The 19241-nt window shown below is 60.0% G+C and carries 20 protein-coding genes and 1 pseudogene; 12 read left to right on the plus strand and 9 right to left on the minus strand.

All coding sequences use genetic code 11. The features are described 5' to 3' along the window. The first annotated feature begins 88 nt into the window (after nucleotides 1-88). The 4 genes from AC1Q8Q_RS14860 to AC1Q8Q_RS14875 all read left to right on the plus strand — a co-directional run bounded on the left by AC1Q8Q_RS14860 (nucleotide 89) and on the right by AC1Q8Q_RS14875 (nucleotide 3988). Nucleotides 89-865, plus strand: coding sequence for an IclR family transcriptional regulator (locus AC1Q8Q_RS14860; RefSeq protein WP_020798704.1), 777 nt, complete (start codon nucleotides 89-91; stop codon nucleotides 863-865). A 242-nt stretch (nucleotides 866-1107) separates the two neighbouring features. Further along, nucleotides 1108-2163 (plus strand): Gfo/Idh/MocA family protein, encoded by a 1056-nt coding sequence (locus AC1Q8Q_RS14865; protein ID WP_492615197.1) that lies wholly within the window; start codon nucleotides 1108-1110, stop codon nucleotides 2161-2163. 2 nt (nucleotides 2164-2165) lie between these two features. Then, entirely contained in the window at nucleotides 2166-2981 is an 816-nt protein-coding gene (locus tag AC1Q8Q_RS14870) for a sugar phosphate isomerase/epimerase family protein (protein ID WP_020798702.1), read from the plus strand. A gap of 128 nt (nucleotides 2982-3109) precedes the next feature. After that, on the plus strand, nucleotides 3110-3988 hold the full coding sequence (locus tag AC1Q8Q_RS14875; protein WP_020798701.1) for a DMT family transporter: 879 nt from the start codon (nucleotides 3110-3112) through the stop codon (nucleotides 3986-3988). A 6-nt stretch (nucleotides 3989-3994) separates the two neighbouring features. Here AC1Q8Q_RS14875 and AC1Q8Q_RS14880 read toward each other — a convergent pair whose 3' ends face one another. From AC1Q8Q_RS14880 to AC1Q8Q_RS14890, 3 genes and pseudogenes are all read right to left on the minus strand, one after another. Beyond that, nucleotides 3995-4858, minus strand: a complete 864-nt coding sequence (locus tag AC1Q8Q_RS14880; protein WP_492598810.1) for a methyl-accepting chemotaxis protein — start codon at nucleotides 4856-4858, stop codon at nucleotides 3995-3997. Further along, nucleotides 4850-5647 (minus strand): annotated as a pseudogene (locus AC1Q8Q_RS14885) (MCP four helix bundle domain-containing protein); the annotation flags it as partial. The gene AC1Q8Q_RS14880 and the pseudogene AC1Q8Q_RS14885, both read right to left, overlap by 9 nt. A 68-nt stretch (nucleotides 5648-5715) precedes the next feature. Then, a complete protein-coding gene (locus AC1Q8Q_RS14890) occupies nucleotides 5716-7053 on the minus strand; it encodes an MFS transporter (protein ID WP_083349778.1) in 1338 nt (445 codons plus the stop codon). A 66-nt stretch (nucleotides 7054-7119) separates the two neighbouring features. Here AC1Q8Q_RS14890 and AC1Q8Q_RS14895 point away from each other — a divergent pair, with 66 nt between their 5' ends. The 3 genes from AC1Q8Q_RS14895 to AC1Q8Q_RS14905 all read left to right on the plus strand — a co-directional run bounded on the left by AC1Q8Q_RS14895 (nucleotide 7120) and on the right by AC1Q8Q_RS14905 (nucleotide 10330). Next, entirely contained in the window at nucleotides 7120-7347 is a 228-nt protein-coding gene (locus AC1Q8Q_RS14895; RefSeq protein WP_033043186.1) for a hypothetical protein, read from the plus strand. Nucleotides 7348-7648: 301 nt separating this feature from the next. After that, the gene (gene quiC, locus AC1Q8Q_RS14900) at nucleotides 7649-9550 is read left to right on the plus strand and encodes a 3-dehydroshikimate dehydratase QuiC (RefSeq protein WP_492615198.1); all 1902 of its coding nucleotides are present in this window, start codon (nucleotides 7649-7651) and stop codon (nucleotides 9548-9550) included. A gap of 102 nt (nucleotides 9551-9652) precedes the next feature. After that, nucleotides 9653-10330: a TetR/AcrR family transcriptional regulator gene (locus AC1Q8Q_RS14905; protein WP_020798696.1), complete on the plus strand. Its 678-nt coding sequence runs from the start codon at nucleotides 9653-9655 to the stop codon at nucleotides 10328-10330. A gap of 94 nt (nucleotides 10331-10424) precedes the next feature. Here the strand turns inward: AC1Q8Q_RS14905 and AC1Q8Q_RS14910 are convergent, their stop codons facing one another. The 3 genes from AC1Q8Q_RS14910 to AC1Q8Q_RS14920 form a co-directional block, all read right to left on the minus strand. Next, nucleotides 10425-11279, minus strand: coding sequence for a shikimate dehydrogenase (locus AC1Q8Q_RS14910; protein ID WP_033040935.1), 855 nt, complete (start codon nucleotides 11277-11279; stop codon nucleotides 10425-10427). Beyond that, entirely contained in the window at nucleotides 11276-11725 is a 450-nt protein-coding gene (gene aroQ / locus AC1Q8Q_RS14915) for a type II 3-dehydroquinate dehydratase (RefSeq protein ID WP_492615199.1), read from the minus strand. Before aroQ ends, AC1Q8Q_RS14910 begins: the two co-directional genes overlap by 4 nt. Before the next feature lie 202 nt (nucleotides 11726-11927). Continuing rightward, complete coding sequence (locus AC1Q8Q_RS14920; RefSeq protein ID WP_033040933.1) at nucleotides 11928-12839, minus strand: LysR family transcriptional regulator; 912 nt, start codon at nucleotides 12837-12839, stop codon at nucleotides 11928-11930. 105 nt (nucleotides 12840-12944) lie between these two features. On the opposite strand from AC1Q8Q_RS14920, the gene AC1Q8Q_RS14925 reads away from it, so the two are divergent. From AC1Q8Q_RS14925 to AC1Q8Q_RS14935, 3 genes are all read left to right on the plus strand, one after another. Continuing rightward, entirely contained in the window at nucleotides 12945-13151 is a 207-nt protein-coding gene (locus tag AC1Q8Q_RS14925) for a tautomerase family protein (protein WP_020798692.1), read from the plus strand. A 217-nt stretch (nucleotides 13152-13368) separates the two neighbouring features. Further along, nucleotides 13369-13797, plus strand: coding sequence for a hypothetical protein (locus AC1Q8Q_RS14930; RefSeq protein ID WP_033040932.1), 429 nt, complete (start codon nucleotides 13369-13371; stop codon nucleotides 13795-13797). Further along, complete coding sequence (locus tag AC1Q8Q_RS14935) at nucleotides 13794-14240, plus strand: DUF2442 domain-containing protein (RefSeq protein WP_020798690.1); 447 nt, start codon at nucleotides 13794-13796, stop codon at nucleotides 14238-14240. The genes AC1Q8Q_RS14930 and AC1Q8Q_RS14935 overlap by 4 nt, the downstream gene beginning before the upstream one ends. Before the next feature lie 54 nt (nucleotides 14241-14294). On the opposite strand, the gene trmA is transcribed toward AC1Q8Q_RS14935, so the two are convergent. Continuing rightward, on the minus strand, nucleotides 14295-15374 hold the full coding sequence (gene trmA / locus AC1Q8Q_RS14940; RefSeq protein WP_020798689.1) for a tRNA (uridine(54)-C5)-methyltransferase TrmA: 1080 nt from the start codon (nucleotides 15372-15374) through the stop codon (nucleotides 14295-14297). After that, nucleotides 15371-16666 (minus strand): NCS2 family permease, encoded by a 1296-nt coding sequence (locus tag AC1Q8Q_RS14945; RefSeq protein WP_020798687.1) that lies wholly within the window; start codon nucleotides 16664-16666, stop codon nucleotides 15371-15373. Before AC1Q8Q_RS14945 ends, trmA begins: the two co-directional genes overlap by 4 nt. 220 nt (nucleotides 16667-16886) lie before the next feature. Between AC1Q8Q_RS14945 and AC1Q8Q_RS14950 the strand changes: the two genes are divergently transcribed. Continuing rightward, nucleotides 16887-17336, plus strand: a complete 450-nt coding sequence (locus AC1Q8Q_RS14950) for a DUF4879 domain-containing protein (protein WP_020798686.1) — start codon at nucleotides 16887-16889, stop codon at nucleotides 17334-17336. Nucleotides 17337-17404: 68 nt separating this feature from the next. Continuing rightward, a complete protein-coding gene (locus tag AC1Q8Q_RS14955; protein WP_020798685.1) occupies nucleotides 17405-17956 on the plus strand; it encodes a DJ-1 family glyoxalase III in 552 nt (183 codons plus the stop codon). A gap of 6 nt (nucleotides 17957-17962) precedes the next feature. Here AC1Q8Q_RS14955 and AC1Q8Q_RS14960 read toward each other — a convergent pair whose 3' ends face one another. Next, nucleotides 17963-19201 (minus strand): MFS transporter, encoded by a 1239-nt coding sequence (locus AC1Q8Q_RS14960; RefSeq protein ID WP_083349777.1) that lies wholly within the window; start codon nucleotides 19199-19201, stop codon nucleotides 17963-17965. Nucleotides 19202-19241 lie beyond the last annotated feature (40 nt).

The following is a 19241-nucleotide window of genomic DNA, read 5'->3' on the forward strand; positions in this document are numbered from 1 at the left end:
AAACGGGCGATTATCGCACGGGCAGTTCCAGATTTCGCATTCCTCAGGTTCTCTTCTAGAATCGAACAAATTTTGCGTGGACATCCCCATGGCTGGCAGTCAGATCGAACGTGTTTTCAGTGTGCTGGAAAGCCTCACCAGCGACCCTCGTGGCCTGCCGATGCAGGTGCTGGCGGAGCAGTTGGACATCCCCAAGAGTGCTACCCACCGCTTGCTTGCCGAGCTGATCCGCCTCGGCTACGTGCGGCAGAATCCAGAAAATTTGCGCTACCACTTGTCGACCCGGTTGGTGGCGATGGGTTTCCGCTATCTGTCGAGCAGCGGCGCCGATATCGTGCAACCGGTGCTCGACCGGTTGGCTCAGGAAACCGGCGAACTGGTGCGTCTGGGAGTGATCGAAGGCGAGCGCCAGACCTGGATCGCCAAGTCCCAGGGGGCTCGTTCCGGCCTGCGTTATGACCCCGATATGGGCCGGGATGCGCCGCTGTTCTATACCGCTTCCGGCCATGCCTGGCTGGCGTGCATGAGCGATGCCGAAGCGTTGTCGCTGGTGGAGCGCCAGGCAGCGGCCCCGCCGCTGGAGCTAGGCCCGAATGCCCCAAGGTCCAACATTGAATTGCTTGAACGCTTGCGTCTGGCACGGGAGCAGGGCTACGCCTGTGTCGAGGAAAGTTCTGCGGTAGGTACCTCGGCGATTGCCGCGGTGGTGCGTCATCCCGGTGATGGCCGGGTGATCGGCGTGCTCAGCATCGCCGGGCCGAGTGCGCGGATGCCGGGGGCGCGGCTGCATGAATTGGCACCGTTGTTGTTAGCGTTTACCGAGGAGTTGTCGGCCGCGAGTCTGGCCTCAGAACTATTTAGCTAAAGCCTCTACAAAACCCCTGTGGGAGCGGGCTTGCTCGCGAACGACGGAGCGTCAGTCAATATTTAAGCTGTATGACACACCGCATTCGCGAGCAAGCCCGCTCTCACATTTGATCTGTGTTGAGCTTTTTAAAGCTGTGCGCTGTTCGAACACTTTCAATGTGCGCGTGTGTAAGAATCTGGAACTCGGTTCTAAATTGTTGATGTCGAACCTTTCAACAACAATCACAAGAGGACCGCACCTTGAGTTCACCATTGCGAATAGCCCTTATCGGCACTGGCAATATGGGCCAACAGCATTACCAGCAGCTGAAAACCCTCAATGAAGCGATTTTGTGCGCAGTGGCCGACCCCGGTCCGCACGCATCGGGTCTCGCGAAGGAATGGGGGGTGGAGTATTTCGCCGATCATCTTCAGATGCTGGAGCAGGCGAAGCCTGCGGCCGTCATTATCGCCAACCCGAACGTGCTGCACGTCAACACCGCACTCGATTGCCTGGCGGCCGGCGTACCGGTGTTGCTGGAAAAGCCGGTGGGCGTGCACCTGGATGAGGCCCGTGAGCTGGTGGCTGCCTCGAAGTCGAGCGGCGTTGCGGTGTTAGTCGGCCATCATCGCCGTCATAATCCCTTGATCGTCCGTGCCCATGAACTTGTCCACAGCGGCGCGTTGGGCCGATTGAGCACCGTCACCGCTCTCTGGCAATTGCGCAAGCCCGATAGCTATTTCGAAACGGCCTGGCGCCGTGAACCCGGTGCGGGCATGTTGTTGACCAACCTGATCCACGACCTGGATCTGCTCAGGCATCTGTGTGGTGAAGTTCGCCAGGTGCAGGCCATCACCAGTAATTCCGTTCGGGGGTTTGCCAATGAGGATTGCGCGGCGGTGCTGTTGCAATTCGACAACGGTGCGCTGGGCAGCCTGACCGGGTCCGATGCGGTGGCGGCACCCTGGAGCTGGGAGCTGGGCTCGGGGGAGAACCCGGTGTATCCACGCCAGGCCGATCAACCGTGCTATTTGCTGGCGGGAACCGCTGGGGCGCTGAGCATCCCGCAGCTCAAGCATTGGCACTACACGCAAGCGGACGGTGGATGGCATCAACCCCTGGTCTCGACTGACGAGCCTTTCAGTGTCGATCAAGCGCTGCGCTTGCAGTTGCAACACTTCGTGCGCGTTGCGCGTGGGGAAGTCGAACCGCTGGTGAGTGCCGCCGATGCAGCCCGCACCCTGGCGCTGGTCGAGGCGATTCGCCAAGCCGCTGAAACCGGGCGCGCCTGCGCACCGGCCTTGATCGAGGATTGACCATGAGTGAACGAATCTTTTCCCTGGCCAGTCTGACTGTGCTGGAGTTGTCACCACCGGACATGGTCGAAGTCGCGGCACGGGCCGGTTACAGTCATGTCGGCTTACGCCTGGTGCCAGCGACGCCAGAGGAACACCATTTCGCGTTGGTGGCCGATGAAGAGCTGCGGCGCCAGACCCTGGCACGTCTGCGCGATACCGGCATTCGTGTCCTGGATGTCGAGATCCTGCGGCTGAAACCGGACACCGTTGTTGCCGATTTCGAGCGGGTGCTGGCAGTGGGTGCCGAATTCGGTGCCAGTGAATTGCTGGTGGCGGGTAACGATCCTGACGAGCAACGAATGACAGAGAATTTTGCCCGGCTGTGTGATCTGGCGGCGCCTTACGGGTTGCATCCGCACCTGGAGTTCATGCCCTGGACCGACGCGCGCGATTTGCAGCAAGCCGTGCGCATCGTGGAAAAGGCTGAGCGCGAAAACGCGGCGGTGCTGGTCGACGCCTTTCACTTCGATCGCTCTGGATCGCGGCTGGAAGATCTGGCCAGGGTTGCCCCCTCGCGGTTACGGTATGCGCAGTTGTGTGACGTGGCGGGTCCCAGGCCGCAAGACATGGCAGAGATCTTGCGGCAGGCGCGTAATGAACGGCGTTTTCCCGGCGACGGCGATTGTGATCTGCCGGGGCTGTTGCGGTGTTTGCCGGCTAACATTCCATTGAGCCTGGAGATTCCCACCGTGCGACTGCTTGAGCAGGGCGTGAGCGGATTGGAACGAGCGCAAATGGCGTTGGATAAAACCCGCGAATTGTTGGCGCGGCTGTAAGCGGTGCTGCGCACCTATCGTCGGAGTGCCGCCCAGGCCAAGCCACGCTCCCACAGATTCTTTGCTGATTCCTGGGGGCGTGGCTTGCCTGTGAGGCTTTGACTTTTGATGTACACAAAGGAACCCCAATGACCGTCAGCACCCCGCTTTCCGGCGTCAACAAACCCTTCAAAGGGATCCTGCTGATCGTTGTCGCAACCTTCCTGTTTTCCAGCCATGACGCCATATCGAAGTACCTTTCCGGGTTCTATCCGATTGTCATGGTGGTCTGGGCGCGTTATGTGGTGCATACCTTGCTGATGGCGGGGATATTCCTGCCGCAATCCGGGCTGCGTGTGCTGCGTACCAAGCGGCCGCTGCTGCAACTGGTTCGGGCGTTGTGCCTGCTGGGTACCAGCCTGTTTTTCACCACGGGGTTGATGTACATCCCGCTGGCCGAGGCAACCTCGGTCAACTTCCTGGCGCCGGTGCTGGTCACGGCATTGTCGGTGCCGTTGCTGGGGGAGAAGGTCACCCGAGGCCAATGGCTGGCGGTGATTTGTGGGTTTATCGGGGTGCTGGTCATCGTCCATCCCGGTGGTGATTTGTTCACCCCGGCGGTGCTGCTGCCATTGTGCTCGGCGCTGTTTTTCTGCTTCTACCAACTGCTGACCCGCAAGCTCAGTGAGATCGACAGCCCGACCACCAGCAACTTTTTTGCCGGGCTGTGCAACACCTTGGTCATGAGTGCACTGGTGCCGTTCTTCTGGCAGGTGCCGACCTTGCTGCACGGCGCAATGATGCTGGCGCTGGGCGCCTGCGGCATGACCGCGCACCTGTTCTTGACCCAGGCCTTCCGCCATGCGGCGCCGGCCTTGCTGGCACCCTTCAGCTATTGCCAGATCGTGTTTGCCGGCCTGCTGGGCTGGCTGCTGTTTTCCCACACGCCGACCCTGACCACCATCGTCGGGATCGCCATAATTTGCTGCAGTGGCCTGGCGGCGGCATGGCAACAAAGCCGCCGTTGAGGCCACTCAGAACCTGAAGCGCAGCACCAGGTTCTGCAGGCCTGCAGCCAATTGCGACAGTTGTTGGCTGGTGGCGCTGGTGCGGGTCGAAGCATCGGCACTTTGCAGTGACAGGTCGCGGATGTTCAGCAGATTCCTGTCCACTTCGCGGGCCACGGCGGATTGCTCTTGCGATGCGCTTGCGATCACCAGGTTGCGCTCGTGGATCTGCTCCATGGCCCGGGTGATTTGCGCCAGCGCGAGGCCAGCTTCTTCGGCAATCGACAGGGTGGCGGCGACGCGCTGACTGTTGCCATGCATCGACTGCACCACACTCTCGGTATCGCCCTGGACCCGGCCGATCATCTGTTCGATTTCCCGGGTCGATTGCTGGGTGCGATGGGCCAGTGCGCGCACTTCATCGGCGACCACCGCAAAACCACGCCCGGCTTCCCCGGCCCGTGCCGCCTCGATCGCGGCATTGAGCGCCAGCAGGTTGGTCTGTTCGGCGATGGCGCGAATCACGTCGAGCACCTTGCCGATTTCCCGGGATTGCTCGGCCAGGGTTTGTACCTGTTGCAGGGCGATGCCGGCATCGGCGCTCATGGCCTGAATCGAGTCCAGTGTCTCGATGACCCGCACCTGGCCCTGGCTGGCCTGCTGTGTCGACTGACGCGTGCTGTCAGACGTCGACACGGCATTGCGTGCGACTTCTTCCACCGCGACCGTCATCTCATTGACCGCGGTGGCGGCTTGTTCGATTTCGTTGTGTTGCTGCTGCAGTCGCCCGGAATCCTCGTGGGTGCTCTGCTGCATTTGCTCGGCGGCTGCATTCAACTGGTTCGACGCGGTGCTGATTCGCTGCAGGGTTTCGCGCAGGCTGGTCTGCATGATCGACAGGGCGGTGAGCAGGCGCGCGGTTTCATCGCCACCCTGGCTGTGTATCGGTGTGCCGAGATCGCCGGCCGCCACTTGCTCGGCCACTGCCACCGCCTGGCGGATGGGCACCACGATACTGCGGATCAGCAGCCAGGCGAGCATAACGGTCAGCAGCGACACGCCCAGCAAGGCCCCGATCACCGTGATTTTCACCTGGCCATAGAGCGTGTCGGCTTGCGCGGCGGACTGACTGACTTCGTCGGCGGTAAGCGCGACCAGTTCGGCGAACTGGTCGCCGCTGCGAGTCGAGTAGTCCTGGATTTCGCCATTGAGCAGTGCGGTCATTTCGTCGAGGCGGTTTGCCTGCGACAGGCGTTCGTATTGCGCCAGCGCCTCGCGGTAGCGGGTGACCGTCGCCACGAAATTTTCGTACGGCACCCGGTTGTAGTCGCCTACGAGCGGGGTGAACTTTTCCAGTGCCTGGGCAAGCCAGCCCTGCACTTGATGCAGGCGCGTGACGGTCGCGTCGAGCACCTTGGGGTCGCGATTGAGCGCCATGCGCAGGCTGAGTACGCGAATGCTCAGGACGTAGTCGCGAATTTCACCCAGATAACGGGTGCTGGGCAGGGAGACGTTCTCGGTGTGCTGGCCGGTGGCGCGTACTTCGGCGACCTGCTTGAGAGCGAACAAACCTTGCAACAGGACCAGCAAGGCGATGAGGCCGAAGCTGATCGTGGCGCGCTTGGCGATGCTCAAGTGACCTGGCGACATGGTTTCACCTCCTTGGCGATGAACGAACATTCACGGATTCATAAAAAACAGGCACAAAAAAAGCGCAGGCCCGAATCCGGGCCTGCGCCGAGGGAACATCAGTCTTCTACTTTCGGGATCTTGCGCGGTGCCATGAAGTACATCCAGGTCAGCGCGATGAAGTACATCGCCGGGATCAGGGTGAACAAGACGGTGTAGTTGTTGTTGGTGATGGTCAGGATGTGGCCGACCAACTGGGTCATGAACATCCCGCCAATCGCCGCACACATGCCGCCGAAGCCGAACACGGTACTCATCATGTGCTTGGGCGTGTAGTCCATCACCAGGCTCCAGATGTTCGCGGTCCAGGCCTGGTGCGCACCGATGGCCAAGGAGATCGCGGCTACCGCCACCCACAGATTGCTGGAGCCGGCGGCCATGATCACGCCGATGATGCAGCAGGCGAACAGGAACATGGACATCAGGCGCGCCTTGATCGGGTTGACGCCGCGACCGATCAGGAACGAGGACAGGATCCCGCCGCCGACACTGCCGAAGTCGGCGGTGAGGTAGATGATGATCAGCGGAATGCCCATCTGGGTCACGTTGATGCCCAGGTTGTATTGCTGATTGAGGAACGGTGGCAGCCAGTACAGGTAGAACCAGAACACCGGCGCCGTGATCGAGTAGGCGAGGGCGAAGGCCCAGGTGCCGCGCATGCGCAGGATCTTCGAGAAGGGTACGCGGGCTTGTTCCGGTTCCACTTCGTTCTGGATGTAGTCCAGTTCCGACTGTTTGACGCGTGGGTGATCTTCCGGGTTGAAGTACTTCAGGCCCCAGAACACCAGCCAGATCCCGCCCAGCGCCGACATGCACAGGAACGCAGCCTGCCAGCCCCAGACATGGAGGATCAGCGGCAGCAGCATCGGAGTGAACATCGCACCGACGTTGGTACCGGCGTTGAAAATGCCGGTGGCCACGGCGCGCTCGCCAGCCGGGAACCACAGGCGCGTGGTTTTCACACAGGCCGGGTAGTTAGCGGCTTCAGTCAGGCCGAGAATGAAGCGGCAGACCATGAAGCCGACCGCCGAAGTGGCCAGGCCGTGGGCGCCCGTCGCCAGGCTCCACAGCAGCACGGCGCAGAAGAATACGCGCTTGACGCCGACCCGGTCGATCAAGCGGCCTTGCAGCACGAAACCGATGGCGTAGCCGACCTGGAACCAGAAGTTGATGTTGGCGTAGTCCATCGCCGTCCAGCTCATTTCCTTGGCCAGGATGGGCTGCATGACGCCGAGGGCGGCGCGGTCGATGTAGTTCAGGGTGGTGGCAAAAAACACCAGTGCCAGCATGCCCCAACGGGTTTTGCCGACAGCCATGGCGCCGCGGATTTTGTCGCCGATGCCGCCAGAGGCAGCGCTCATGGCCGGAGCCATGCGTGAGCTAGGTGCAGGATTCATATGTGCCATCCGTTCAATGACTGACAAGCAAGGCTCGTCGGGACTTCAAGGGCGCGTGATCAATCGATGGCGATGGGCGCAGGACTGATCGGCTGGTTTCGTCGGCTGACGGTTTATTCAGCGAGCGGCACGGGAGTGCCGGCGGTGCGCAAGGTTCGGATGGACGCCAGGCAGGGCGTAATGACGGTGGTTCGAGTGAACGAGGCGTTGAATGAGCGCATGAGCATATACCCGGTTTTTGAAATTTTTATGTGGTGTTCAGGGTCGTTGGTAACTGAGGCCGTCGGTGGTTGACCGGACTCAATGTGGTGTTGATGTTGCGCATTGAGCAAAAAATCGTCAATTCGCTAAAGCCCATTTTGTTCGATAATCGCACGCAAAACTAACTGGGTAGTACACTTTAAATTGCTGTGAGAGATCTCGCAGCCAATAATTCACTCAAAGCTAAACGCGATCTCCGTAGGAGCTGCCGAAGGCTGCGATCTTTTGATCTTAATAAGCCAAGTCAAAAGATCGCAGCCTCCGGCAGCTCCTACACAGAGCCAAGCGTGCGATGCCCCTAACAAGATTGCCTCCACCACCGGGAGTCGAAAAAATGCAGCGTTCCATTGCCACCGTGTCCTTGAGCGGTACCCTGCCGGAAAAACTCGAAGCCATTGCCGCCGCCGGTTTCGATGGCGTCGAGATCTTCGAGAACGACCTTCTCTACTACGACGGCAGCCCGCGGGAAATTAAACAGATGTGTGCCGATCTCGGGATCGCCATCACCCTGTTTCAACCGTTTCGGGATTTCGAAGGCTGCCGCCGTGATCGCTTGTCACGCAATCTGGAGCGGGCCGAGCGCAAGTTCGACCTGATGCAGGAGCTGGGCACCGACCTGGTGCTGGTGTGCAGCAACGCCTCGGCCGATTCCATCGGTGATGAACAGGTTTTAGTCGATGATTTGCGCCTGCTGGCTGAACACGCTGGCGCGCGCGGTCTGCGCATCGGTTACGAAGCGCTGGCTTGGGGGCGTCACGTAAACACCTACCAGCAAGTCTGGAACATCGTCCGTCAGGCCGATCACCCGAGCCTCGGCGTGTTGCTCGACAGTTTCCATACGCTGTCGCTCAAGGGCGATCCGAGGGCTATCGCCGAGATTCCCGGCGACAAGATTTTCTTCGTGCAAATGGCCGATGCACCGATCCTGGCCATGGATGTGCTTGAGTGGAGCCGGCATTTCCGTTGCTTCCCGGGCCAGGGCGAATTCGATTTGCCTGGTTTCCTCGCGCCGATCATCAAGAGTGGCTACACCGGGCCATTGTCGCTGGAGATCTTCAACGACGGTTTCCGCGCCGCACCGCCACGGGCCAACGCCGCTGACGGTTTGCGCTCGTTGTTGTACCTGGAAGAAAAAACCCGCGAACGCCTGGCCCAGGAGGCCAAGCCTGTCGCCAACCCCGACATCCTATTCGAGACACCGAAGGCCAGCGAATACAACGGCATCGAGTTTCTCGAATTTGCCGTGGACGAAAGCCTTGGCGCCAAGCTCTCCCATTGGCTGGAGCGGCTGGGTTTCGTCAAGGCCGGGCAGCATCGCTCCAAGAGCGTCAGCCTGCTGCGCCAGGGCGATATCAACCTGATCCTCAACTCGGAACCTTACTCGTTCGGCCACAGTTTCTTCGAGGCGCACGGACCATCGCTGTGCGCCACTGCCGTGCGAGTCAAGGACAGTGCCAGCGCGCTGGCCCGAGCGGTGGCCTACAAAGGCCAGCCGTATCGCGGACTGGTCGGCCCCAATGAACTGGAACTGGCCGCCGTGCGCGCGCCGGATGGCAGCCTGATTTACCTCGTCGATCAAGACGCCGATGTCTATGGGACCGACTTCAACCTGCAGCCGGCTGCGGTGAGCAGCGGCGGCCTCAAGCGCATCGACCACATGGCCATGGCGCTGCCCGCCGACAGCCTCGACAGTTGGGTGCTGTTCTACAAGAGCCTGCTGGATTTCGAGGCTGACGACGAAGTGGTGCTGCCCGATCCCTATGGTCTGGTGAAGAGCCGCGCGCTGCGCAGTCGCGACAGCTCGATCCGTCTGCCGCTGAATATTTCCGAAAACCGCAATACCGCCATTTCACACGCGTTGTCGAGTTATCGCGGCTCCGGCGTGCACCACATCGCGTTTGATTGCGACGACATCTTTGCCGAAGTCAGTCGGGCGAAAGCGGCAGGTGTGCCGCTGTTGGATATTCCGCTCAACTATTACGATGACCTGGCGGCACGCTTCGATTTCGATGACGAATTCCTTAGCGAGCTGGCCTATTACAACGTGCTGTACGACCGTGATGCCCAGGGCGGTGAACTGTTCCACGTGTACACCGAGCCGTTCGAGGGGCGGTTTTTCTTCGAGATCATTCAGCGCAAGAACGGTTATGCCGGTTACGGTGCGGCCAACGTGGCGGTACGCTTGGCGGCCATGGCCAAATCCCGCAGCGGTGCCGTGCGTCAGGCAAAGTTGTAGGAAAATCGTAACTACGCCGACAAACCGCTGCCGCACGGCTTCCTTCACTGTGCGGCGCGGCTCATAATCGCCAGCCTGTGCAGTGATGGCCGTGAGCCCGCAATGACAATAACTTCAGAACTCTCCGCAGCAACTGATCAACCGATTGCCGAGCCGCGCAAGAGTCGCAAGAACAACCCGGAGAAAACCCGGGAGAACATTTTGCAAGAAGCGATAGTCGAGTTCGTTCAGCAAGGGCTGTCCGGGGCTCGCGTCGATGCCATCGCTGAGCGCATCCACACGTCAAAGCGCATGATCTATTACTACTTCGGCAGTAAGGAGCAGCTCTACGTCGAGGTGCTGGAGAAACTCTACGGCGATATCCGCAGCACCGAAAATCGCCTGCACCTGGCGGAGTTGGCGCCGGTGGAGGCGATTCGGCGTCTGGTGGAGTTCACCTTCGATCACCATGATCGCAATGTCGATTTCGTGCGTATCGTCAGCATCGAGAACATTCACAACGCCGAATTCGTGAAACGCTCCGATGCGATCAAGGCGATGAACAACACCATCCTCGATTCACTGGGCGAGATCCTGCGTCGCGGTGCCGAACAGGGGCTGTTCCGCACCGGCCTCGACCCGCTGGACGTGCATTTGCTGATCAGTTCGTTCTGCTTCTATCGCGTGTCGAACCGCCATACCTTCGGCGAGATCTTCCAGATCGACTTGCCGGACGAAAGCATCAAGCAGCGTCATCGGGAGATGATTTGCGAGTCCGTTCTGAGATACCTGCAGGCGTAATTAAGCTGGGTGAATCTCCTTTATAGGAGCCGGCTTGCTGGCGATAGCGTCTGTATGATCGCCATCGCCAGCAAGCTGGCTCCTATAAATTGCATCAGCCATTCATGCTCTGAAAATGCTCCAGCATCCGCTGCGCATCCGGCACCACGCCGCTGAACAATTCGAACGCCTTCACCGCCTGGAACACGGCCATGTTCCCGCCATCGAGCGTACGGCAACCCAGTGCGCGGGCATTGCGCAGCAGTTCGGTTTCCAGTGGGAAGTAAACAATCTCCGCCACCCACAATTGAGCTCGAAGCAACTCGACCGGCACCGGCATGCCTGGCAGTTTTTTCATGCCCATGGGGGTGGTATTGACCAGGCCATCAGCCTCGGCCAGGGTTAGTGCCAAATCATGGCCGGCCACTGCGCGGTTACTGCCGAAATGCTGGTTGAGATTGTCAGCCAGGCTCTGCGCGCGACTGATTTCCACATCGAAAATACTCAATTGTCGTACGCCTTCGCTCAGCAACGCGTGAGCCACGGCCGCGCCAGCGCCACCGGCGCCCATTTGTACGACGCGCTCAACGGCAACGCCCTGCAAACCACGGCGAAAACCTTCGGCAAACCCCAGGCAATCGGTGTTGTGGCCGATGCGCTTGCCGTCCTTCAGCACCACGGTGTTCACCGCGCCAATGCCCCGGGCTTCTGGCGATAACTCGTCGAGCAGCGGGATGATCGCCTGCTTGCACGGAAAGGTGATGTTCAGGCCAGTGAAGTTCATGCGCTCGGCGGCCGTCAACAGGTCGGGCAGGGCGTTGCTGTCGAGTTGCAACTGATCGAGGTCGATCAGTCGATAGAGATAACGCATGCCCTGGGCGTCGCCCTCGTGCTCGTGCAGCGCCGGGGTACGGGACGCCTGGATGCCGGCGCCGATCAGTCCGGCCAATACCGTTTGGTTCTGGTTCATGTTGCTTGCCCCTTCAGACGCTGGCTGAAATGCTCCAGGGCCAGGCGATAGCCATGGCTACCGAAGCCAGCCATTACCGCCGTTGCAATGGCCGAGACGAAGGAGTGGTGACGGAAAGGCTCGCGGGCGTGAACGTTGGATAGGTGCACTTCGATCACCGGCAGTTCGCTGGCGACCAGCGCGTCGCGGATCGCCACCGAGGTGTGCGTCCAGGCGGCGGGATTGATCACGATCCCGGCACAACGGCCGCGGGCGGCATGAATCCAGTCGAGCAGTTCGCCTTCGTGGTTGGTCTGGCGAAACTCCACCGCCAGGCCGAACTCTTCGGCGGCTTGGCCGCACAGCGCGGAAACATCTGCCAGGGTTTCATGGCCATAGGTCGCCGGTTCGCGGGTGCCAAGCAGGTTCAGATTCGGGCCGTTGAGTACCAGAATGATAGGGGGCATCAGTGTTCTCCACATATTATTTTTGGCATTGGCCGATGTTTCAGCCTGTGGAGATAAAATGTACCAGATGGTTAATATGGTCAATTGGACAGCCCGCTGGTGGGCGTAATGTGTGCGGTGATCGGACAAAAAAGATCGAAGCCTGCGGTGCCTCTATATTTGAAACCCGTTCCCTGGAGGAGCTGCCGCGGGCTGCGATCTTTTAACGAGGCAAATGCTCGACCAGGAAATCAATGAATGCCCGTAACCGCAGGGGCATGTGGCGACTTTGCGGGTAGAGAAGGGTAAACGGCCGGGAACGCCCCCCATAAGGTTTGAGCACTTCCACCAGCGAGCCATCGGCCAATTCCTTTTCGACGATAAAGCGATAGGTCTGAAACAACCCTGCACCATGTTTCGCCAGGGTGACGCCACCTAACACATCGTCGGAACAAACGAAGTTGCCCTCGGCCAGAATCTCCCGTTGCACGCCGTTGTCGCTGAACAGCCAGGCAATGCGTCGGCCACTGCTGGGCAGTTCGTACTGAATGCATTCGTGCTGTTGCAGGTCGTCGAGGGTTTGCGGCGTACCGGCACGCTTGAGGTATTCAGGGCTGGCAATCATCACCAGCGCGGCGTCTTCCAGTTGCCGGGCGATCAGGCCGGAATCGGGAATCGCGCGCACGCGAATCGCCATGTCATAGCCTTCACCAACGAAATCGATGTTGCGGTTACTGATGTGCGACTCGACCTTCACCGCCGGAAAACGCGCACGAAAGGCAGGTAGCAACGGCAGGATGCGGTGGTGAGCATAGGTGGTCGGGATACTGATGCGCAGGGTGCCTGACGGTACCTGTTGCTGGCCCATGACTTCGCGCTGGGCTTCCACCAGTTGCGCCAATGCCTGGCGGCATTCTTCGTAGTAGCGCCGACCACTGTCGGTCAGGTTTACGCTGCGAGTGGTGCGCGCAAACAGCCGCACGCCCAGGCGTTCTTCCATGCGCGACACCGAGCGGCTCACCGCGGCCGGCGTGACCCCTGCCACCAGCGCGGCGGCAGTGAAGCTGCCAGCTTCGGCAGCCAGGCAAAACAGCTCGATGCTGCCCAGTTGAAGATCGTCGAATTGTCGCTGCATGATTGATTACACCGGGGATCAAATGAAGTCTGTGAATGAGTATTTATCAAATGCCCGTACGCAGATACAGTCATCTTCACTTAATGAGCGAGCAGGAGAAGCAGCATGCCTTTCGTCAGCGTACGCATCACCCGTGACGGCGTAACCCGGGAGCAGAAAGCCCAAGTCATCGCCGAGATCACCGAGACCTTGCAGCGCGTCCTCGGCAAGCCGCCGGAGCTAACCCACATCGTGATCGAGGAAGTCGATACCGATAACTGGGGGTATAAGGGGATTACCACGACTGAATTTCGGAAAAATCAGCCGGGGTGATTGTGGGCCCGAGACTGAAAAGCCGTCCTTTGTGACGGCTTTTTTGTGGGGGCAAGGAAAGGATTGCTTACGATTCTTCGGAGATGTTCATCACGCCGATCGCAAGCTTGAGCGCTAGGCTCAGACGAGAACTCAGTACTCAGCGCCAGGTGCCGGTGGTCGGATTTACCAGGGAATGTCGAGCCTGCTGGCTCAATAACCTAACGGATGGGTTAGCATGAAGATATACAGCTACAAGGGGCTTTCAGTCCGGATCATGTTGCGTGATGAACATTGTCCACCTCATGCGCATGTGAAGGCTGGAGCGTGGAGTGCGCGATTCAAGTTCAGCTTTTGGCACAACAATGTCGAACTCTGGGACGTCATTCCGTTATCGCGCCGGCCACCTGCTGCGGTGCTTGAGGGTTTGCGTCAGTCGCTCAAACAACCTGTCCATTTGTTGCGCGCGCGTGGCATCTGGTGGCGAAAGATCGGAACGGTCTGTCTTGAAAATCAATTGTGGGATTGGCAGAGCAACGAAGTCGTTGTGGTGAAGGGAATTGTCAGTACAACCAACATGATTGGATCAGCTCACTACGAATCTGAAACGAACAAGACGCGCTTATCTCTGATAGGTATGCACGAAGTTGTGGAGATCGAGTTATGAAAACGGTAAAGGCCAAAGTTCAGGCAGACACGCCGATAACAGAACGTGGCGTGGACGAAGCCATTGAGCGGGGGAAATCACGCAGGAGCTCTGGCCTGCAAGCAACGGCGGTTACCTTCCTGGCACCGTATCTGGCGATAACCTTCGAAGATGGCGGTGGCATCTTGCTGCCCGTTGCGAATTATTCTGAGTTCGATGATTTCGAGGCCAAGGATTTTGCCGGCCTAACTGTTGGTTTCGACGGTACTGCTCTGTGTCATGAAGAAAAAGACCTGGATGTCTCTCTCGCAGGCATGATTTCGGCGAGCCAGTCTTTGATGGCCATGGCAGCCTCGGTAATTGCCTCACGCAATGGCCGACAGATTAGCAGCGCAAAATCCGAAGCCGCTCGGGCCAATGGCAGAAAAGGTGGACGTCCACGCAAGGCCGATGTCGTCCTTTGAACAGGCACAAAAAAGCCGTCGTGATGACGGCTGATTTGTTTGTGGCCTCTGCAATCACCGACGGGTCAGCAACACCCCGGATTCCATGTGATGCGTCCACGGGAACTGGTCGAACATTGCGCATCGGGTGATGCGGTGGGTGTCGTGCAGTTGGGCGATGTTGTCCGCCAGGGTTTGCGGGTTGCAGGAAATGTACAGGATGTTGTCGAAGCGTCGGGTCAGCTCGCAGGTGTCCGGGTCCATGCCGGCACGGGGCGGGTCGACGAAGACACTGCCGAACTCATAGCTCTTGAGGTCGATGCCGTGCAGGCGACGGAACGGTCGCACTTCGTTCAGCGCTTCGGTCAGTTCCTCGGCAGACAGGCGCACCAGGGTGACGTTGTCCACAGCGTTTTCACTGAGGTTGCTCAGCGCGGCATTGACCGAGGTCTTGCTGATTTCGGTCGCCAGCACTTTGCGCACGCGGGTGGCGAGCGGCAGGGTGAAGTTGCCGTTGCCGCAATACAGTTCCAGCAAATCGTCTGCGCGATCACCCAGCGCGTCGTATGCCCAGTTGAGCATCTTCTGGTTCACGGTGCCGTTTGGCTGAGTGAAGGCACCTTCGGGCTGGCGATAGCTGAAGGTGCGGCCGCCGACTTCAAGTTTCTCGACGACGTAATCGTGACCAATGACTTCGCGTTTGCCCTTCGACCGACCAATCACGCTGACGTTGAGCTCGGCAGCCAGTTTCGAGGCCGCTGTGTGCCAGTGCTCGTCCAGCGGGCGGTGGTAGCACAGGGTGATCATCGCATCGCCGGCCAGGGTGGTCAGGAACTCCACCTGAAACAGCTTGTGGCTCAGGGCGGCACTGGCTTGCCACGCGGCCTTGAGCTGCGGCATCAACTGATTGATGCGTTGGCTGGCGATCGGGAACTCTTCGATCAGGATTGGCGTGCGCTTGTCTTCCTGGGAAAACATCGCGTAGTGACGCTCACCGGCTTCGCGCCACAGGCGGAACTCGGCGCGCAGGCGGAAATTCTGCAGCGGCGAGTCGAAGACGACCGGCTCCGGTGCATCGAATGGTGCCAACAGGTCACGCAAACGCGTGACCTTGTCTTCGAGTTGGACGGCGTAGGCCTGGGAATCAAAAGTCATGCGTTGAACCAACCGAGCTTGATCACGAACAGGATCGACAGGATCACCAGCGCCGAATTCAGCTCACGGCCACGACCGGACATCAGCTTGATGGCGGTCCAGGCAATGAAACCGAAGGCGATGCCATTGGCAATGGAATAAGTAAACGGCATGGCCAGCGCGGTGATGACGACCGGCGCGGCGACGGTGATGTCGTCCCAGTCTATTTCGGCCAGGCCAGATGTCATCAATACGGCGACGAACAGCAGTGCCGGCGCCGTGGCGAACGCGGGAACGCTGGCTGCCAGCGGCGAGAAGAACAGTGCCAGCAGGAACAGGATCGCCACGACGATGGCGGTCAGGCCAGTGCGACCACCCGCACTCACGCCAGCGGCGGATTCGATGTAGCTGGTCGTGGTCGAGGTGCCCAGCAGGGAGCCGGCCATCGCGGCGGTACTGTCGGCGATCAGTGCGCGGCCCATTTTCGGCATGTGGCCATCCTTGCCCATCAATCCGGCGCGCTTGGCGACGCCGATAAGGGTGCCGGAGTTGTCGAACAGGTCGACGAACAGGAAGGCGAAGATCACGCTGACCAGACCGATGTCCAGTGCGCCCTTGATGTCCAGTTGCAGGAAAGTCGGAGCCAGCGACGGCGGCATCGACATCACGCCGCCGAACGGCGTGAAGCCCATCAGGATGGAAACAATGGTCACCACCAGAATACCGATCAGCACCGCACCACGCACGGCGAGGGCTTCAAGGGCAACAATCAGGGCGAAGCCGAGGGTCGCGAGGATCGGTGCCGGTTGTTTGAGGTCACCGAGGCCGACCATGGTCGCCTGGTTGCTGACCACGATGCCGGCGTTGTGCAGGGCGATCAGCGCCAGGAACAGGCCGATACCGGCGGCAATGGCCGAACGCAACGGCAGCGGGATACTGTTGATGATCCACTCACGGATGCGGAAGATCGACAGCAGGAAGAAGCACACGGCCGAGATGAACACCGCACCCAGCGCCACTTGCCAGGTATGGCCCATGTGCAGGACTACGGTGTAGGTGAAGAAGGCATTCAGGCCCATGCCCGGCGCAAGCGCGATCGGGTAGTTGGCAATCAGGCCCATGACCGCGGAGCCAATGGCGGCTGCCAGGCAGGTGGCGACGAACACCGCGCCCTTATCCATGCCAGTCTCGCCGAGGATGCTCGGGTTGACGAACAGGATGTAGGCCATGGCCAGGAAGGTGGTGACGCCCGCCAGAATCTCGGTCCGCACGTTGGTGTTATGTGCCTTGAGTTGAAACAGCCTTTCCAGCATGTCTGCTCCCCGTGGCGCGCCCGGCGCCGTGAATGTATCGACCTCAACAGCAAAGCACAGACCGCTGAACGCGCCTGGGAAATTACTGTGGGCCGGAAAAAGCCGCGCATCATACCAGCAGCTTGGGGTTATGGCTGCCTATGGCGGTGATCGTCGTCGATGTTTTGCGTTTAATCCAAACCAGCCATACTGCGCGCTGGTTTTTTGTGGTGGTAACGGGATGACAAAGCGTCTGGAAATCATGTCCGGTGTCTTGATGGCATTGTCGCTGGTGGCACACCCCGCGACGGCGGCACCGGCACCGCCGTTGACCGAGGTAAAGGTGCTTAAGGTCGAGTCGCCAGGCTGTGGTTTTGAGACGATTGACAAAGGGCAGGCACAGACCCGCTGCAACCACGCGGGCCCGAACATCAGGATCTACGTACTGGAAGTGGGCTACGGGCGCAGCCAGCCCCACGTCGCGCTGGATGGCTTCGAAGTGGATGGAACCCGCACGCCGGTCTGTGCTTATGACAACGGCAACCTGACCGACTGCTCGCAAAGGACCAAGGTTGTCGGCAACCTGTACATTTTCAATCTGGCGGGTAAGCAGGAGGGTACGTTCACCTTCAGCAACACTTCGATCAACGCACCGGGCAACACAATGTCGACCCAGCTTTACATCAAGTAACGACAGGGGCCCGAACAAGCGTCAGGAAAGCTGACTACGCTTTAGGAACTATTCCGTGGATTGTTCCCATGACTTTTCGAGCCTTGATTACCCTCGCCGAGGGCACCGATGACCTGCAGACCGTGACCTTGATCGATGTATTGCGCCGCGCCAAGGTCGAGGTGGTGGTCGCCAGCATCGAAGGGCGGCGCATGCTCACCTGTGCAAGAGGCACGCGCTTGACGTGCGATGCCATGCTGGTGGATTTGCTGGCCCAGCCGTTCGACCTGATAGTCCTGCCAGGCGGTGCCGTAGGGACGCAACATCTGACCGCCCACCAACCCCTGCAACAACTGATCAAGGACCAGGCCGCGGCGGGGCGCCTGTTCGCCGGTATTGCCGAAGCGCCCGCGGTAGCCCTGCAAACCTTTGGCGTACTACGCCAGCGGCGCATGACTTGCCTGCCCTCGGCCAGCCATCAACTGTCGGGCTGCACCTTCGTCGATCAACCGGTGGTGGTCGACGGCAACTGCATCACAGCCCAAGGCTCGGGTGGCGCTTTGGCATTTGCCCTGACGCTGGTGGAGCAGCTATGCGGCAAAGCCACGCGGGCGATGGTGGCGGGGGAGTTGTTGGTGTAACGAGCCTCAGGCCTTCACCTCTTCCATCGGCACATGCATCCGGTCGCGGTTGGCCAGGGTCGGGAATAGCTTCATCCAGGTCCCTGTCACCACCAACGTGCCGATACCGCCCATGACCACTGCCGGCACGGTGCCGAACCAGTGGGCGGTCAGGCCGGATTCGAATTCGCCCAACTGGTTCGAAGCGCCAATGAACAGGCCATTCACGGCGCTCACCCGGCCGCGCATTTCGTCTGGGGTTTCCAGTTGCACGAAGGATGCGCGGATCACCATGCTGATCATGTCAGCGGCGCCCAGCACCACCAGGACGGCGAGGGAAAACCAGAACGAGGTCGACAGGCCGAAGGCGATCGTCGCCACGCCGAACACGCCCACAGCGGTGAACATTACCCGCCCGACATTGCGTTCCACCGCAAATCGCGCCAGGAACAGCGACATCAGCAACGCGCCCACCGCCGGTGCCGATCGCAACAGGCCCAGCCCCCAAGGCCCGGTCAACAGAATGTCCTTGGCAAACACCGGCAGCAACGCGGTCGCACCTCCCAGCAGGACCGCGAACAGGTCAAGGGAAATGGCCCCGAGAATGTCCGGGCGACTGCGGATGAAACGGATACCCGCCAACAGTGAATCCAGTGTGGCCTTGCCCTTGTTCAGGGGCGTTTGCCGGGCGGGCAGGTTGAGCATCAGCGCGCAGGCAATGATGTACAGGATCACCGTCGGGCCATACACCCAGACGCTGCCGAAGGCGTAGAGCAAACCACCGAGTGCCGGGGCGACGATGGTTGCCGATTGCTGGGCCGATTGCGCGGCGGCCACGGCGCGGGGGAACAGTGCACTGGGCACGATGCTCGGCAGCAAGGCTTGAGTGGTCGGCATTTCGAAGGAACGTGCGGCGCCGAGCAGGAACGCGAGGATGAAGATCATTTCCCGGGTGACATGGTCGGTTGCGCTGCCGATCGCCAGCGACAAGGCGATCAGCGCTTGCAACGATTGGCAGATGGCCGCGACCTTGCGTCGATCGTAGCGATCGGCGACATGCCCGGTGTGCAGCATGAACAGTACCCGCGGTGCGAACTCCACGAGCCCGACCAGGCCAAGGTCAAGTACGTTGCCGGTCAGTTGATAGAGGTTCCAGCCAATGGCCACGGTGAGCATCTGAAAGCCGCTGGCGGTAAAGACCCGGGCCAGCCAGAAGGCGATGAAAGGGCGATGGCGACGTAACAGCAAGGGCTCTTGGCTCGGCATTTGAAGGCAAGTCTTGGAAGGGAAAGGGCGAGGTTATCAC

The organism is Pseudomonas sp. GW823-FHT06B06 (genome assembly GCF_058795195.1).

Coding starts and splice junctions, on each gene's coding strand:
- AC1Q8Q_RS14950 (WP_020798686.1), top strand. CDS start 16,887: ATGACAAAGCGTCTGGAAATCATGTCCGGTGTCTTGATGGCATTGTCG.
- AC1Q8Q_RS14905 (WP_020798696.1), top strand. CDS start 9,653: ATGACAATAACTTCAGAACTCTCCGCAGCAACTGATCAACCGATTGCC.
- AC1Q8Q_RS14860 (WP_020798704.1), top strand. CDS start 89: ATGGCTGGCAGTCAGATCGAACGTGTTTTCAGTGTGCTGGAAAGCCTC.
- AC1Q8Q_RS14920 (WP_033040933.1), bottom strand. CDS start 12,839: ATGCAGCGACAATTCGACGATCTTCAACTGGGCAGCATCGAGCTGTTT.
- AC1Q8Q_RS14880 (WP_492598810.1), bottom strand. CDS start 4,858: ATGCAGACCAGCCTGCGCGAAACCCTGCAGCGAATCAGCACCGCGTCG.
- AC1Q8Q_RS14930 (WP_033040932.1), top strand. CDS start 13,369: ATGAAGATATACAGCTACAAGGGGCTTTCAGTCCGGATCATGTTGCGT.
- AC1Q8Q_RS14945 (WP_020798687.1), bottom strand. CDS start 16,666: ATGCTGGAAAGGCTGTTTCAACTCAAGGCACATAACACCAACGTGCGG.
- AC1Q8Q_RS14890 (WP_083349778.1), bottom strand. CDS start 7,053: ATGAATCCTGCACCTAGCTCACGCATGGCTCCGGCCATGAGCGCTGCC.
- aroQ (WP_492615199.1), bottom strand. CDS start 11,725: ATGCCCCCTATCATTCTGGTACTCAACGGCCCGAATCTGAACCTGCTT.
- AC1Q8Q_RS14875 (WP_020798701.1), top strand. CDS start 3,110: ATGACCGTCAGCACCCCGCTTTCCGGCGTCAACAAACCCTTCAAAGGG.
- AC1Q8Q_RS14925 (WP_020798692.1), top strand. CDS start 12,945: ATGCCTTTCGTCAGCGTACGCATCACCCGTGACGGCGTAACCCGGGAG.
- AC1Q8Q_RS14895 (WP_033043186.1), top strand. CDS start 7,120: ATGGCGATGGGCGCAGGACTGATCGGCTGGTTTCGTCGGCTGACGGTT.
- AC1Q8Q_RS14955 (WP_020798685.1), top strand. CDS start 17,405: ATGACTTTTCGAGCCTTGATTACCCTCGCCGAGGGCACCGATGACCTG.
- AC1Q8Q_RS14960 (WP_083349777.1), bottom strand. CDS start 19,201: ATGCCGAGCCAAGAGCCCTTGCTGTTACGTCGCCATCGCCCTTTCATC.
- trmA (WP_020798689.1), bottom strand. CDS start 15,374: ATGACTTTTGATTCCCAGGCCTACGCCGTCCAACTCGAAGACAAGGTC.
- AC1Q8Q_RS14870 (WP_020798702.1), top strand. CDS start 2,166: ATGAGTGAACGAATCTTTTCCCTGGCCAGTCTGACTGTGCTGGAGTTG.
- quiC (WP_492615198.1), top strand. CDS start 7,649: ATGCAGCGTTCCATTGCCACCGTGTCCTTGAGCGGTACCCTGCCGGAA.
- AC1Q8Q_RS14910 (WP_033040935.1), bottom strand. CDS start 11,279: ATGAACCAGAACCAAACGGTATTGGCCGGACTGATCGGCGCCGGCATC.
- AC1Q8Q_RS14935 (WP_020798690.1), top strand. CDS start 13,794: ATGAAAACGGTAAAGGCCAAAGTTCAGGCAGACACGCCGATAACAGAA.